This is a genomic window from Streptomyces sp. NBC_00212, from assembly GCF_045206365.1.
Lineage (GTDB): Bacteria > Actinomycetota > Actinomycetes > Streptomycetales > Streptomycetaceae > Streptomyces.
The window spans coordinates 8,538,794-8,555,063 of sequence record NZ_CP108115.1 but is presented as its reverse complement, the minus strand read 5'-3'; the positions used below and the strand labels follow the sequence as shown (position 1 = coordinate 8,555,063).

Here is a 16,270-nt window from a genome sequence, read left to right as displayed (position 1 = left end):
CCGGGCATAGGCCGCGAATCAGGAGCAGTCCTGGTGGCGCGCCCCGGGAGCGCTCACCACCGACTGCTCCGCCGCGACCGGGGAGTCAGCCAGCGTGGAGGCCCCCTCTCACATGGGTGACGCTGAACTGTTCGTGAGCTTGTACGCGCACACGGGCGCTATCTCTTGACACACGATCACTTCTCGCGGGTGGCTGCGCGCCGCCATCGCCCCGGCCGGTCTCTCCGCCGTCCTTGCTCCTGCCGCTCCGGCATCCGCAACGACCGCCGCGGTCACGTCGCAGCTCGCCCCGGCGCTGCGGCGGGCCTTGCCGGAACCGCCTCCGGCCGAGGTCGCCCGGGGCGAGCTAGTCCCGCAAGACCCCTGCCCGAGAAACCCAGGGCGCCTCACACCCCACTGACACCGAACCGGCGCTCGCAATTCAGCCCTCGGCGAGACCGAATCTGGCGTGCGCAAACCGTAGGGGCGCCGGGCACCACCAGTTCGCACCACCCGCCATCTTCATGATCGCGGGAACCAGGAGCATCCTCACCAACGTCGCGTCGATGACAACCGCGAGGGTCAGCCCCATGCCCAGGAGCTTCAGCGGGGTGAGGTGGGAGGTGGCCATCGACGCCATTGCGGTGGCGATGACGAGGGCCGCGGCAGTGAACAGCCGACCGGTTCGTTCCAGCCCGACGGCCACGGCGGCGGCAGTGTCGCCCGTACGGCGGTGCTCCTCCATGATCCTGGACAGCAGGAACATCTCGTAGTCCATCGACACCCCGAAGGTGAGGCAGAACATCAGCACGGGAAGGAGCGTGTCCGTGGTGCCCGTGACCAGGAAGCCACCGACCAGCCATCGCAGATGACCCTCCTGGAACACGTGAACGATCGCCCCGAACGTGGCGGTGAGGCTGAGCAGGTTGACCAGCACGGCCTTGATCGGAATGAGGACACTGCCGGTGAACAGGAACAGCAGGACGAAGGTGACCAGCCCAATGATCGCGACGGCCTCGCCGCCCCGATCACCGACGGCCGCTGTGGTGTCCACGAGCGCGGCCGCGTCACCACCCACGAGCGCGGGAACCGGAGCAGGCACCGCCCGTAGGACGCCGACGAGCTCACGGCCTTCGGCGGAGTAGGGCTCGGCATCGGTGGCAACCGACAGCCAGTCGCCGCCCGGACCGGAGAAGCGGGCGGACAGTGGTGTGGGCGGGGTCCGCAGGCTTCCTCCGATGTAGGAACCCGTCGCGGTGTCCACCCTGAGCACGTGCGGCGCCAGGGACACCCGGCGGGCGTAGTCGGCCAGCTTGGGCGCCGACGGCGAACCCGTGAGGCCGGGCAACACGATGCTCGCCATGGCTGTCGCCCGGGCATCGAAGCCGTTGCGCATCACCTCGGTGGCCTGGTGCACGGGTGAGGACGCGGACAGCGCGCGGTCGTCCGACAGACCGAATTCGACACGCTGGAACGGACTGGCCACGATCAGCAGCGCAAGGGTCACCAGGATGACGGTGACGAGAGGGCGGCGCATGACGATCCGTGCGGTGCGGTAGAAGAAGCCCTGCCCGCACTCAACGGCAGCGCTGTCCCGGTGTCTCCCGCCCGGTGGTGGCGAGCCACGCCGCCGGTCGACCCGATGGCCGGCGGTCAGCAGGCACAGCGGGAGGACCAGTACGGCGGTCAGCCCGGCCAGGGCCGCCACGCTCATGCCCGCGTAGGCCAGCGAGCGCAGGAAGTACATCGGGAAGACAAGCAGTGCCGCTATCGAGAGCGTGACGGTCAGGGCGGAGAAGAACACGGTCCGTCCCGCCGTACGCAGGCTCGCCAGGACGGCCTCCCCGACATCGCGTCCTGCGGCCAGTTCCTCTCGATGGCGGGTGATGATGAACAGGCCGTAGTCGATGGCCAGTGCGAAGCCCAACGCCGTGGTGAGGTTGACCGCGAAGATCGACACCTGGGTGAATTCGGTGAGCGCGCGCAGGATCGCCAGTGTGCCCACCACCGCGATGCCGCCGACAGAGAGCGCGAGCAGGGCGCTGATGACATTGCCAAAGACCCGGACGAGGATGAACAGGATGAGCGGGGCGGCAACCAGTTCGGCACGTACGAGGTCCTGCTGGCTCTGCGCCTCGAGTTCGCGGTTGGCCACCGCGCGGCCAGCGGCGGTCGTCGTCAGCGGCGCCGTACTGGTGGCGACTTCGCGGCGAATGCTCTCAGCGGCGTTCGTCACTTCGCGTTCGTTGCCGAGCAGTCGCAGGCTGATGAGCGCGGTTCGACGGTCGCGGGAGCGCAGCGCCGGTTCGCCCTGCGGCCAGTACGAGTCGAGGTGCTGCACGCGGGAATCGGTACGAAGCCGTTGTGTCAGGCCCCGACCGGCGGCCGCCGCCCGCGGCTCGTCGACGGACTTGGGCGCGGTGGCGAGCAGCACGAGGTCGGGATTGCCCGACCGGAAGTGCTCTCGCAACGCCGCGTCCGCCCGGGCGGACTCCGAGTTCGCAGGCGTCCAGCCGCCGCCGGAGAGTTGGCCGAAGACGCCCAGGCCGAAGATTCCCAGAGCGACCGTCGCCAGCACCGTCAGGGCGAGGAACGCGCACCGCCACCGCCACAGCATGCGCACCAGCCGCTTCGGGCGCGGCGCTCGGCGGCCGGCGACGTCGTCGAGCATTCTGGTCATCGCTCGCCGCCGGAGCGCACGGTGACCTTGTCCTCTGTCTGGACGACCTTCACCAGGTGGCGCTCCCCGGATGCGGTGCGGGCGGACCCGAGGTCCTCGCTCACCTCCACGGTGGACGGGTGTACCCCGGCCAGTCGCCCGACATGGTCCTTGACGGCGATGACCGCCAAGTGGTCCCTCCCTCGGGAGCCGGGCTTTAGGCCCCAGGCATGTGCAACTGAGCCTCGTAGCCAGTCCATCGCGTCAACCTCGTCGGCGAGGATTTCCGTCGCTCCGGCGGCGGTCCTGGACAGCCCCACCCCTTCCACGGGACGACGGCGGGCGAGGAAGTCCCGCCGTTCGACAAGCGAGACGCGGGACAGCGGCCCGACGGGCAGCAGAACGATAATCAGGCGGAGCGCGACAGCGACCCGTCCGTCTACGCAGAGCTGGAGGTCGATCGCCGACGTGGGGCCGAGGGTCGCGTCCGCGGAGTCGAGCCCGGCGAAGCGGGCTTCGACCTCGACCTCACCGGTCTCCAGCAGGCCTTCGAACAGCTCCAGTGAGGCTACGCGAAGGGGATAGCTCACCTTGTCGTCTCCGACCTCCGGCACCCATCGCCACAGACTGGCATGCGGAATCACCTGGACGAGCGCGTCCAGTACCCCTTGGTTCAGGCATCCCTTCGGCACTGTCCCGCGTGCGGTGTCGAGGACGCCGGAGGATCCGGTCGCTCCGACGGCCAACGACGTCACGTACTGGAACGCCGGTCCGTGGAACAGCTCCGCCGCCGCGTACGGGTCGGGCTGGGCCACGGCGTCCGGCAGCGGGGCGAACCGCTCGGGGCGGTTTTCCGGCCAGGCGCCCACCAACACGGTCCCGCGCGCAACTTCCTCGAACCGGGACAGCGCGGATGTAGCCGCCTCCCGCCACATCAGCAGCTTCACTTCCAGCCCTGCCCGCGCGGGTGCCACCTCGGTCCGTAGCCGGACGGCTTGGGTGAGCGGAATCCAGCGCCGCAGCCGAACGTCATGCACGGCGAGCACGCTCTGGCCGGTGTGTTCCGCCGCGGCCTGCGCGAGCCGGTCGACGACGGACATCATCGGCAGTGCGGGGAGCGTCCAGGTCGGACAGTGGTCGTTCACCCACGTGTCGACGGCGGGGTCGAGCGTCTCCTCCGCCACGGCCGCCGAACCCTCTCCGGGTACGACGCGGACGCCGAGTCCGCGGGTGTGGTAGATGCAGGTGTCGTCCCCCCAGAGCCTGGCTTCGGCGATCGCGTATCGCCCGCGCGCGTCGTCGCCAACCTCCAGGATCTCCAGGTCCACTCTGATCAGGCGGTTGGCCGGGGTGATCTGCCCGCGGTACTTCCAGATCACCTCCTGGTCGATCATGACGGGCTCGAACCGGGGATGGGGCACCCCGTCGGTGAGACCGCGCTCGATCAGGTAGAACTGGAGCAGCTGGCACATGGCCTCGATCCCGAGTGAGCCCGGCTGGACGGGGTCCTGGAAGAAATGGGCCTTGAAGAACCACTCGCCCGCCTCGACGTCCTTCTCCGACCGCAGCCGCCCCAATCCCGCACTGCCGCCTTCCGGCCAGTAGCCAGTGATCCGGTCGAGCATCAGCAGCATGGGGGCGGGCAGACGGGCCGCACCGGCGAAGTAGCGGGCAGGACTGGTTGTGAGGTCGACCGTGCGCTCACAAGGCGCCTCCAGCGCGGCCTGGTCACCCTCCGACACCGGCAGCCCGACCTGGTGGTCGAAGGCCGATGACGGGAAGAACCCGAACACCGTCGACAGCGCGAACACCTCTTCGTCGTCGGCGGAGCACCGCACTGCGAACGACACAATGATCATCTCGCCGCTCCGCGAGATCGTGGTCAGCTCCGCCTCGGTGCGTACGGTCCGGGTGGTCGGCGTGATCTCGCCAGCGACCGTTCCCTTTCCGTCGAGGTTGCGGAACAGCAGTTCGCTCTCCGTGGTCAGCGGGCCCCCGACGTAGCAGGACAGCCACCCGCACGGTTGCAGCGCGATCTCCATCAGCACAGCGAACGGCATGACCTGGTCGCCGTTCTGCTCGAAGTACCACGCCTGGTCGGGCACGTCGTACTCGGCGACCACGCTGCTGCCCTGCTGCATTCCGTACTGCGGCCCGGTCACAGAGACGATGCGGGTCATGAAGTGGTACGGCGGCCCGGGCAGTCGCGCGATCCTGCGCGTGCCGTCAAAGACCTCGGCCGCGGCACCGAACGCCTCGCTCGGCCTTCCCCACGCACACGCCAGCAACGACGGGTAGTCGAACGCGACCCCGTCATCGGACACTGCGATCGCCTTGGACTGTCGATGGCCGACCAGTCCGCCGAGGGAAGCGAGCGGCACCGGGGCTCCGCTGGTCTGCTCCGTGCGCCCGCCAAGCTGCCGCCAGTGCGACAGCGGCCAGTCCGGTACCAGCTGGAGCGCGATGTTCTGGCCGTGGAACGCCTTGACCCCGTCGACAGTGCCCAGGATGTCGGCGTAGAGCGTCGGCTCCGGGCCAGCCTCGACTCCGTGCACGAACACCTCGTACGCCACCCGCTTGCTGGCCGGGGTGGCCTGCCCACGGCAGTGGGCGCTGTAGGGCCGCCCACTTGCCGCCTCGAAGCGCCACCCGTCCCTGGCGACGGTGAAGCCCATGGCCGCCAGGTAGAACGCCATCGCCTGCAGACCGCCTTGGAGCATCAGGGTGCCCGGCATGCACGGGTCGTTCTTGAAGTGCCCCTCGAAGAACCAGTCGTCCGGCGAGACAGCAGTCTCGGCACGGAGGTAGCCGCGTCCCCAGGGCCCGCCGGCCGGGTCGAACTCGGTGACCTCGTGCAGGAGCAGCAGCCGGCCGTCGTCGATCCGGGGTGGGCGCACGTGTGACCTGGTGACGTCCCAGCCGGGGCCGAAACAGTCCGCCGGCCGGCCGTCGGCGAAGGCCCGCACCTGCTCGGCAGTGAAGGACGAGCGTGTGCAGCGCACTGCTGGCGCGTCGAGCGGGATGTCCTCAGCCGGGGCGCGGGTGGCGGGGTCCCAGCGCACTCCGTCGGTGTTGTCGAGCTCTGCCTTCGTAAAGAAACCCGCCTGTCCGTTCCGGACGCTCAGCCGGAGTTCGTCGCCGACGAAGCAGTCGTAGTGGAAAAAGAACAGGCGGACACCGCCGTGCTCGGCGTGTCGGTCGATATGGATCTCGTACCGCAGTGTCTCCCCGGCCCGAGGCCGGCTGCCGTGATAGGTCAGCTCGCAGCCGAGCAGCCGGTAGGCCCGTTCGCCGCGGTTGAGCAGGTCGATCCCGAGCCAGCTGATCAGCAGCAGATCCGCCTGGCCCGCCTCGATCATCAGGCCGGCCGGGATGCGTCCGGTGGCGTCGAGGTACCAGCTGTCGAGGCGGATGTCCGTCTCAGTCCGGATCGTGCCGGTGGCGTGCTCCGGGCCGAGTTCGGCCAAGGCCGCGGGGACGGCGTCGATGCCGGTGACCCGGTCGGCGAGCAGCATCGGTGGCTCGGGCATCCTGGTCTGCACCTCGTATGCGTCCTGTGCGGCGAACTTCGGTCCGAACAGGGTGGACACAGCTTCCGAGGCCAGGTGTTCCAGCTGGGCCCGGTCGAAAACGGGCCCCGGCAAGCGGTTCGGCCGCCCCACGTCGGTGGGTACGGGCTGGGGCAGATCGGCCGGTTGCGCGGGTGGCTGCGGCAGCGATGGCGTCCCTGTTCCCGCCGCAGCCTGCACGAGTGCGGTGGCGAGACGAGCCCTGGTCTGCAGGAATCTCTGGTGCGACCGGAGATGTTGGGCGAGGACTTCCTGGTGCAGGGCGATTACCCGGTGGGTCTGTCGGGCAACGAGCGTGCGCAGGTCCGTCGCCAGTGGCTCGGTGCCGGCGACGGACGGATGGAGGAGGTCGCTGGCAGCGGGCTCGGCGGCCCGGCGTGTCGTAGTCGGTGCCAGCCAGGGCGCCCTGGGCATGATCACTGCGGGCGGTTCGAGTGACGGCAGCGTGATCTCCCGGTGGGCTGGCACCGTGATGGCGGGGACACGCTCGGTCTGCGCCGGTGCGGCCTCCCGCAGTTGCTCGAAGAGGGCCTCGGTGCGGACGGGCACGCCCGCGGCGACGAGTTCGGCCATGGCGAGGTACAGCTGCCGCAACCCCCTGTCCTGGGCGTCGAGTGCGACGGCCACGTGTTCACGGTCGCCGAGGATGCGCTTGGCCCACCCTGTACACAGGCCGCGCGGCCCGTGCTCGACGAAGACACGTACTCCGTCGGCCCACGCCCGCTCGATCGTTCCCGCGAAGTCGACCGTGCCGACACCCTGCGCGGTGACGGCGTCGGCGGCGTGGACGGCCGTCGGGGTGTACCAGTGTGTGGAGGCCCCGCTGTAGAACCGCACCCCTGGCACCGCGCTGGTGGGACGGTGATGCAGGTTCCACCACCGGTCGCGGACCTCGGCCAGTTCCGGGGCGTGGGCGGCCAGGTCGTAGTCGACCGGAACGACATGGGCGGCACCGATGCGCGCCATGACGGCGGCACACGCCCGTGCCTCGCCGCCGATCACACATACGTCGGGGGCGTTGACCGCCATCAAGTGGACGGCGCGTTCGTCCGCGAGTTCAGTACGGACCCGGTCGAGGGGTGCGGTGACCAGGTAGCTCGACCATCGATCGCCATGGACGCCGAGCTGTTCCCAGGCGCGGCGGACCCCCCGGAGCTCGCCGGTGAGCTCGTGGGTGAACAGGCCGCTCTCCCGGGTGTCGTGGTGCAGAGCCGCGATGTCCTTCCACGCCCCCAGGGCGACCAGGGCGGCCGACTCGCCGGAGGAGTAGCCGATGGCAGCGTCCGGTTGCAGTCCGAGCAGGTCCCGAGTCAGCTCGGTGTGGACGGCGGCCAGTTGTGCCGCGCCCCAAATCTGGTCGAGCACCGTCGACGCGGTGCCGGCCTTGGGCCGCATGACCGCAGAGCCGTACCTGGCCGCGACCGCGTCGCCCAGGGCGGGCAGGGCCAGCATCACCTCGCGGCCCATGCCTGGGTAGGCGGCTGACCCGTTGGTGAACACGAAAGCGACCTCGCCCGCCACGGGCGCGTCGCGGTATGCCATGCCGGGTGGTCTGACGCCGCCCTCGGCGAGCCAGCGGCGCACGGCGTTCCGTTGCTCATGGGGATCGCCGTCCGAGACGATGGCCAGCCGGGCCGGGCCTGCCCCTGACTCGGTGCCTGTCTCCAGCGCGGCCAGGACCTCCGGCCGGTCCCGGCCGGAGTACACACGCAGTCGTGGCGCCGGTCCAGGGGCCCAGGGCCCGGTGTCAGCTGCCCTCAGCCGTACCCCCATCGGGGGTGCTTCCAGCGGCGACACCACGACGTGCGCGGTACGCAGGCCCGGATCGGCGTCGGCGGGACCTCCTGCACGCGGCAGCGCGCGGTGCCGCAGGGCGGTCACCGCGACCGCGACTGCCAGCAGGCCCTGGGCGGCATGGGCGCGGCCGAAGAGCTCAGCCGGGTCGAACCCGGCGTCCGCGCCGCCGAGGACCAGGTCCGGCTCATCGGCGGCTACGTCGTCGAGCAGGGCGAGTACGGTGTCGCCGTCCCTGCGGGCGTCGGTGAGGCGTTTGAGCACCACCGCGACGGCGCCGTCCCCGGTGATGGCCTCCCGTCCGAGCTCGCGCAGGGCCGCCTGATGCACCTGTTGACAGGAGAGGTCCACGGCACCGACGAGCGCGGCGTCGACCTCGCCGACTCTGAGCGCGCGTGCCGCGAGGTCCAATGCGACCAGGCCGGAGGCTTCCTCGGCCGAAACCACGTATCCGGGGCCCGCCAGGTCGAGTTGGGTGTTGATCCGGTTGGCCGCGAGGTTGGGCAGGGTGCCTACGACACGCTCGGGCACGATGGGCGTGGAGAACGCGTCCCGGACCCGCGCGACCAGTCGAGAGTCGGCGGATTTCCCGGCTTCCTCCAGCCAGGACGGCGCCCTCAAGCGTGCGGTGGCACGGCAGAGCTCCGGATCCACCCCGGTCCCGACGACGACCATGGTCCGCTCATGCGGCAGGGTGACGTCCCGCACCGCTTCCCGCGCCACCTCGAGCATCAAGATCTGCTGGGGCAGCGTCTGTTCGACCGCCAGCGGCGGAAAGCACAGACCTGGCAGGGCCACGTCGATCTTCGTTGCCGGGCCGCTCCGATGACCGTCGAGCACCGCACGGCGGAAGTCCTGGGTGTCTGCTCCCTCCCCGGCCCGGGCCTCGACGGCAACGATCGCCACCGGGTCGCTCGGTGGGCGCGGGGGCGGGTGCGCTGTCACCTCGGCGGCGTCGGCACCGTCCCAGGCGTCCACGATCAAGTGGGCGTTGGTGCCGCCGAAACCGAAGGCGCTCACCGCCGCCCGGCGAAGCCCCGGCCACTGCTCGGAATCACTCAGCACCCGCAGCGGTGTGCCGTGCAGCTCGGTCAGGGGCTCCTCAGCGGCGAGCGTGGCGGGTCGAACGCCCGCCCGCATCGCACCGAGCACTTTGAGTAGCCCGCCTGCGCCGGCCGAGGCCAGCAGGTGCCCGACATTGGACTTCACCGAACCGATGGGAACATCGACGCAGTCCGCGAAGACCCGTGCCATGCTGCCGACTTCCACCGCGTCCCCGACCGGAGTCCCCGTGGCGTGGCATTCGACAAGCGAAACGCTTCGCGGTGCGACGCCCGCCTTGGCGTAGGCCAGGCGCATCGCCCGCTCCTGGCCCTCCTGCGCCGGGCTGAGCAGTCCCCGGCCGCGCCCGTCGTTGGACAACCCAATTCCCCGGATCACCCCGAGCACGGGCGTCTTCTGTGCGAGTGCGTCGCGCAGGCGCATCAGGGCGACGAATCCGGCGCCCTCGCCGTGCAGCAGCCCATCGGCGTCCCGGTGGAAGGGACGGCTTCGACTGGTTCGGCTCACCGCGGACAGGCCGCAGAACCCCACGTGCAGGAACAGGTTGTCGACCCGGTTGACCGCACCGGCCACCATGACGTCGGCCGCGCCGTCGTGCAGACGGTCGCAGGCCAGCTTGATCGCGTACAGCGACGAGGCGCAGGCAGCGTCAAGCGCGAAGGCTCCCGCACCGAGGCCGAGTGCCCTCGCCGCGAAGTGCGCGGGAAGCCCCGAGGAGAAGCGGTTGCGCGCGTCGGGCCTGGGCCGGCCCGTAGCGGACAACAGGGACGGGGCCCTTTCGGAAAGCCACACGTGCTCGGCGAAGGCCGAGCCGGCACTCGTGGGATAGGACAGGTTCCCCAGGACCAGTCCCGCACGGGCCGACGGTCCTTCGTGTCCGGCCTCCCGCAACGCCTGCCGAGCGCCGTACAGCACCCAGTGGAACAGCGGGTCCAGGCCGAGAATCCGATCAGGGGCGACGAGGAATCCGTTCGGGTCGAACGCCGAATCGAAGTCCCGAACGTAACCGCCGACATCGGTCCAGGTGCGGTCGAGGTGGTCGTCGACGGTGCCCATGGCCCATTGGTGCGGCAATCGCCACCGGCCGTCCGGGACCGGAGACAGACTGCACCGGCGTGCGGCGATGTTGTCCCAGAACGTGTCGGGGTCGAGCGCGTCGGGGAACACGCAGCCCCGGCCGACGATGGCGATCGGTTCGAATCCCATACCAGTCTCATTCCACGAACACGGACGGATTCGGCTGACGCGGGCTCAGGAAGGGCGTCGCACGAGTTGCACACCGAGCAGCTCCACTCTGGGAGCTCCGTCCGGGTCGAGGAGCGCCGCATCGCAGCGCGCGCCCGCGTCGTGCACTTTCGTGGCCCTCACCACGCACCGCACGGTGCCCTCGACCGGGCCGCGCCGGTGCACCCGGCACTCCGCGACCGCCATCGGCAGGGTGGCGTCACCAAGCACACTCTCGGCCCAGAGCAACGCGAGTTGCAGGCCGCCGTCCACGGCGGCCGGGTCGAGGTGCCAGTGGTCACCACCCCATCCCAGCTCGGTCAGGCCGGTCACCGTCGCCTCGGCCCCGGCCGTGCCGATCCCGTGGACAGAGCGGATGGCGTGGAAACGCGGTCCGTGAAAGAGCACCTGCCCGTCGTAGATCTCGGTGCGCTGCACCGCGGCGAGTCCCTGCGGGGTGTCCCAGCTCGCCGTACTCGGAGGGCTCGCCTCGAACTCCAAGTGGGTCCGGAAGTGCGGTGTACCCTCCTCTCCCAGCAGTTCGGCCTCCAGGGCCGAGGGCGATCCGGTCATTGCGTCGCGACCCCGCAGGGTGAGCCGATGTCCGGCGCCACCCAGGTGCGGCAGGGCGACCTTGCTGTAGACGCGGAGATCGCGCAGCACCAAGTGGTCGGCGTTCGGCCGCCAAGCCGCAGCGGCACCGACGAACCAGTCCAGCGCCATCGCCACCGGCAGGATCGAGACGCCGGCGACGTCATGGTCTGCGAGGTACGGGTGCGTACGCGCGCCGACCCGCAACTGAGCAGCGAGTGGTTCGGTCACTGCCGCCGCCATCGAGCCCGGGTCGCAACCGGCCGCGATGACCACACGAGTGTCACCGCTCGGAGCGCTCACCTCAGCGGTGAAGGCCGCAGCGCCCTGACCGGTGGGAATGAGGGGGACACCGGACTGGCCGAAATGCGCAGCCAATGCGGGGGTGACCATGCCTCCGTGCCAGGGACCCCAGGCGATGGACCGCACCAGGCAGTCCGGCCGCCGGGCGCGCTCGGCGCAGGCCACGTGGTTGAGCACTTCGTTGGCCATGGCGTAGTCGCTCTGCCCGGCATTGCCGAAGACGGCGGCCACCGAGGAGAACAGGACGATCACCTTGAGCGGATCGCCCTCGGTCGCCTCGAGAAGCGCGCGCACGCCGCCTGCCTTGGTGGCCAGCACCTGGTCGAACTGCTCATCGGTCTTGTCGGCGATCAGCTTGTCCGCCAGCACCCCGGCGCCGTGCACGATCCCGGTGATCGGCCCCCAGTCCCGGCGCACCTCCTCCAGTACGTCGTGGAGCGCCCTGCTGTCCCTGACGTCCACGGGCACGTACCGGACCCGGGACCCGGCGCTCTCCAGGGCTGCCAGTGTGGACCGGACCTCACGGGCCGCCAGGATTCCGCGTGCCTCGGCGCCGATCGCGGCGGGAGAGGCGGTGCCGGAGTGCTCGGCGAGGACACGGGTGAGCGCGGCCTCGTCGGTGGCCGTCGCCAGTCCCGGCGGTTCCTCCGTCGGCTCGGTGCGGCCCAGCAGCACGATCCGGGGTCGATGGATCCTGGCGAGGTCCAGCAGGGCAGCCGCGGTCACTCCACGGGCTCCGCCGGTGGCCACGATCACAGAGTCCGGTCCGATGTCCACGTTCGAGCCGGTCTCCACGGGCGCCGGGGCCACGCTCGGGGAGGTGCGGGTGCCGTCCGCACGCAGGCCGACCTCCACCATCGGTCCGCCGTTCAGGAGTTCCCCGACGATCGCTTCGGCGACGGCGTCCGCGTCGCGCCCGCCGCGTTCGCAGTCGATCGCCTTGACCGAGGCGGTGGGCCACTCCTTGGCCGCCGTCCTGACCAGCGCGGCGATACCTCCCAGCCAGGCTCGGTCGGGCTGCCTGCCGTCGAGCCCGAAGTCTCCGCCGGTGTCCTGCACGGCCACGAACACCCCGCCCTGGGTGGTGAAGTGCGAGGCGACCGACCGCGCCGATCGGAACGCCTCCCGTTGGACCTCCAGCGCCTCCTCGGGCGAGCTGATCCGCGAGAGGCCGCCGAGGTGCACGACCGCGCGAGCATCCGGAGGCACGCTGGTCACGACGGTGGCGTGGATGCCGTGGTCGATCAGTTTGGCTGCCACCAGATCGGCGGTCCCGCAGTCGTCCTCGGTCACCGCGACCGGATCGTCGCCGAGCCCAGCCATCGTCAGGCCGGGCGCGGGCGTATCGAGCATGCGGACGGCGAGCCTGCCGAGTTCCACGTGTTCAGCGGGCTCGTGCCGTCGGACGGGAATCTGGTGGCCCTGATCATGCTTCTCGACGGGACTGGCACTGGCACTGGCACTGGCACTGGCAGTGAACGCTTCGACGATCTGCCGCAGAGTACGGAGCTTCAATAGCTCGCCCACGGCGCCGTTGCCTTTCGGCCGGTCGCCGACCCGCTCCCGCAGAGCGGAAAGGATCTCCACCCGCTTGATCGAATCCACCCCCAGATCCGCCTCCAGCTCCATGTCCACGTTCAGCATCGAGACCGGATATCCGGTCCGCTCCGCCACCACTGACAGCATCAGCTCCTCGAACACTGTTGCGGACAGGTGCTGGGGCACACTCGGAGTGGGTGGAGCAAGGACCGGTGGAGGTTCCGGAAGTACGAAGGGTGCGCCAGTCGGTGTCGGCACCGCGGGCGGGGTGAAGACCGCGGGAGCCACGGCGGCTTGGGAGAGCGTGGCGACCGCAGGAGACTCGGGCCGCGCTGCCGGGAGGTTCGGCGGTGCGAACACCGTGGGAGGGCTCGCATATTCGCCTCCTCGTACTCCCAGCATCGCGGCGAAGGTCGTCTCCGTCATCTGCAAGAAGGCCATGTGACTGTCGATCAGCATGCGCTGGCAGGCCATATGGGCCTCCGCTGTGTGCCGTTGCGCGTTTTCGATCAGGGCGAGCCAGTCGGTGTCCGTGCTGGATCCCCCGGGAGCCGCAGGTGCGGCAAGCGGAGCGGGCGCGTTCATGACGTCAGCCGGAACAGCGGCAGCCACCGGCGCCGGATCCTGTGCGGCGGGCGTGAACGTCTCATGCGGGCGCGTCGGATTCGGCGCGGGCAGCGCATCGGCTCCGCCGACGGGTGGATAGACCCGGCCGTGGTTCTTGCCGCTGATCTGCACGGTCATCCTGGGCTTGTCCTCCTTGGCAGCTGCTGCAGGTGGCGCGTACGGCTCCCACAGCTCGTCGTGTTCCAGTTGGACGCCGCGCGCGGCGAGTCGCCCGAGCGCGTCCTGCAAGGCAGTGATTCCGTTGCGTCCCTTGCGATCCAGGCTGACCGCCAGGTGGTCGCGGTGGCCGAGGATCTGCCCGACGAGGCTGGTCAGGGTGTCGCCGGCACCGACCTCGATGAACGTCCGCACTCCTGCGGCGTACATCGCCTCGATCTCGTCGCGAAACAGGACCGGTGAGGCGAGGTGGTCAGCGATCCTCCGGCGGATCTCCTCAGGTGCGGACGGATATGTCGCGGCGTCGGTGTTCCCGTAGACGTCGAGCCGGGGCTCGTTGACCTCTACCTCACGCAGGTATGCGAACAGCGGCTCGCTCGCCGGGGCGACGACCGGGCTGTGGAAGGCCGTCGCGGCTTCGAGCCGCCGGGCGGTGATGCCTTCGGCAGCCAGTTTCTGTTGGACGACCTCGATGCCCTCGGTCGCGCCGGAGACCACGCTCTGTGACGGAGCGTTGTGGTTGGCCAGCCAGACGTCCGTCGCACCGCAGCCAGCAATGATCGCCTCGACCTGAGCGCGTCCGGCCGCTACGGCCAGCATCGCGCCAGGCATGGCCGCCGCCTGACGCATCAGCTCACCGCGCTCGCGGGCGAGGCCCACCAGCGACTCCGCGTCGAGCGCGCCCGCGGCATACAGGGCCACCAGCTCGCCGAAACTGTGCCCTGCCACGCAATCCGGCCTCAGGCCGAGACCTCGCAGCACTTCGAGCAGGGCGAGACTGTGCACCGCCAGCGCGGGCTGCGCCCACTCGGTGTCGGTCAGCAGCGCCTGCTGAGCGGCCCGCTCCTCGCCGCTGAAGCCGGGCGGCGGGAACACCACGCGGTGCAGCGCGCGATCACCGAACTCCACGGTTCCCAGGCGGTCCCAGACTGCCTGTGCGGCTGGGGACAGCATGGCCACGTCCGCACCCATGCCGACGTACTGGGCGCCCTGCCCCGGAAACAGAAACCCGATGCGGCCAACGGGGGCTGAACCGGTGGCGTAGTGGACGCCGGTCGGGGTGGAGAACGCCGTGTCCGGCTGCCGGGCGATCAATGCTTTGGCCTGCTCAAGCTTTTCGGACAGGTCCTCGTGGTGGGACGCGACGATCGCCAGGCGCACGGGGTCGCTCGCCCGGAAGCCGCGCTGGCTCTCCCTTGCGATGTCGGCCAGAGTGCGGCCGCCGTCGATCTTCCGGTCCAGCAGCGCAACTGCGGCCGGGCCGCTGAACAGCACCAGCTCGGTGGGCGCGGTACGGGTGCGCCACGCCGTGCGGCCGCCGGATTCGGCGGTGGGCGTGTACTCCTCCAGCGTGACGTGGAAGTTGCTGCCGCCGAAGCCGAAGCTGGACACGGAGGCCCGGCGCGGGCAGTCGGGAGAACGCACCCACGGACGCAGCTTGGTGTTCACATAGAACGGGCTGTCGTCGATCCTCATCACGGGGTTGGGTCGCACGACCTTGATCGTCGGCGGGAGGACCTTGTGGTTCAGGGCCAGGATGGTCTTGAGGAGTCCGGCGGCACCGGCGGTGCACTTGGTGTGTCCGATCTGCGACTTGACCGAGCCGATCGCACACCACTGCCTGTCGGACCGGCCTGGCTCCTCGTACACCTGACGCAGGGCAGCGAACTCTGAGGCGTCCCCTGCGACGGTCCCGGTGCCGTGCGCCTCCACCAGCTCGACGGTCTCCGGGCCATAGCCGGCCTGCTCGTACGTGCGCCGAAGAGCTCGGGACTGGCCCTCGGGCAGCGGCGCGTAGATCGCGGTGCTTTTGCCGTCCGAAGAGGTGCCGATGCCCCGGATGACGGCGTAGACCCGGTCTCCACCACGCTCCGCATCCGCCAGCCGCTTCAACGCGTACAGCGCGAGGCCCTCACCGAGCATCGTGCCGTCGGCCGCCTCGGAGAACGGCCGGCAGTCGCCGCTGGGCGACAGGGCGGGAGTCTTTGAGAAGCACATGAACATGCCGACGTCGTTCGATGCGTCGGCGCCCCCGCTGATGACGAGGTCGGACCGGCCCAGGGAGAGCTCACTCACCGCTGCCGAAAGTGCCGCGAAGGAGCTCGCGCACGCGGCGTCGGTGGTGTGATTGGTGCCGTGCAGATCGAACCGGTTGGCGATCCGGCCCGCGATGACGTTTCCGAGCAGCCCCGGAAAAGTCGACTCCTGCCAGGGGGTGTAGTGGTCGGTGATGCTGTCGCAGACGGCCTGTGCCTCGTCCTCGGGGATCCCGTTCTGTCGTAGGGCCTTGAGCCACACCGGGCGTTGGATCCGCGCGTTCATGTGGGTCAGCAGTTCCGTCGAGGCAGCTCCGAGGATGACGCCGACCCGATCACGTTCCATGCCCGGAAGCCCGCCGGCATCGGTGAGGACCTGCTCAGCCACCATGAGCGCCAACAGCTGCGTGGTGTCCGTCGAGGCAAGGGTGTTCGGCGGGATGCCGAAGGTCAGCGGATCGAAGGCGACCTCCGGCAGGAAGGCTCCCCGGCGGGCATAGATCTTGTCCGGCGTGGCGGGATCCGGGTCGTAGTAGTCGTCGATGAGCCATCGATCGGCGGGGACGTCAGTGATCAGATCGCGGCCAGCCACGACCGTACGCCAGAAACCGTCGGCACCCGGCCAGCCGGGCAGCAGCGCGCCGATACCGACCACGGCGATCGGAACCTGTCTGGGGCGAGCGTCGGACATGCTCTCAACTTTCTTGGTGGTCCCGGCAGTCAGCGTGAGA

The 16,270-nt window shown here is 70.0% G+C and carries 3 protein-coding genes; all 3 read right to left on the bottom strand.

The window, feature by feature from the left end:
- Positions 1-421 precede the first annotated feature (421 nt).
- Genes OHA17_RS39220 through OHA17_RS39210 form a run of 3 tightly spaced genes read right to left on the bottom strand, consistent with a single transcriptional unit; the run spans position 422 to position 16,230 of the window.
- Positions 422-2,659, bottom strand: a complete 2,238-nt coding sequence (locus tag OHA17_RS39220) for an MMPL family transporter (protein ID WP_406510521.1) — start codon at positions 2,657-2,659, stop codon at positions 422-424.
- Positions 2,656-10,269, bottom strand: a complete 7,614-nt coding sequence (locus OHA17_RS39215; RefSeq protein ID WP_406510520.1) for a beta-ketoacyl synthase N-terminal-like domain-containing protein — start codon at positions 10,267-10,269, stop codon at positions 2,656-2,658. Before OHA17_RS39215 ends, OHA17_RS39220 begins: the two co-directional genes overlap by 4 nt.
- Before the next feature lie 45 nt (positions 10,270-10,314).
- On the bottom strand, positions 10,315-16,230 hold the full coding sequence (locus OHA17_RS39210; protein ID WP_406510519.1) for an SDR family oxidoreductase: 5,916 nt from the start codon (positions 16,228-16,230) through the stop codon (positions 10,315-10,317).
- Between the last annotated feature and the right edge of the window lie 40 nt (positions 16,231-16,270).

Excerpts from the sequence above, each read along its gene's own strand:
- OHA17_RS39220 (WP_406510521.1), bottom strand. The coding sequence starts at position 2,659 with ATGACCAGAATGCTCGACGACGTCGCCGGCCGCCGAGCGCCGCGCCCG.
- OHA17_RS39215 (WP_406510520.1), bottom strand. The coding sequence starts at position 10,269 with ATGGGATTCGAACCGATCGCCATCGTCGGCCGGGGCTGCGTGTTCCCC.
- OHA17_RS39210 (WP_406510519.1), bottom strand. The coding sequence starts at position 16,230 with ATGTCCGACGCTCGCCCCAGACAGGTTCCGATCGCCGTGGTCGGTATC.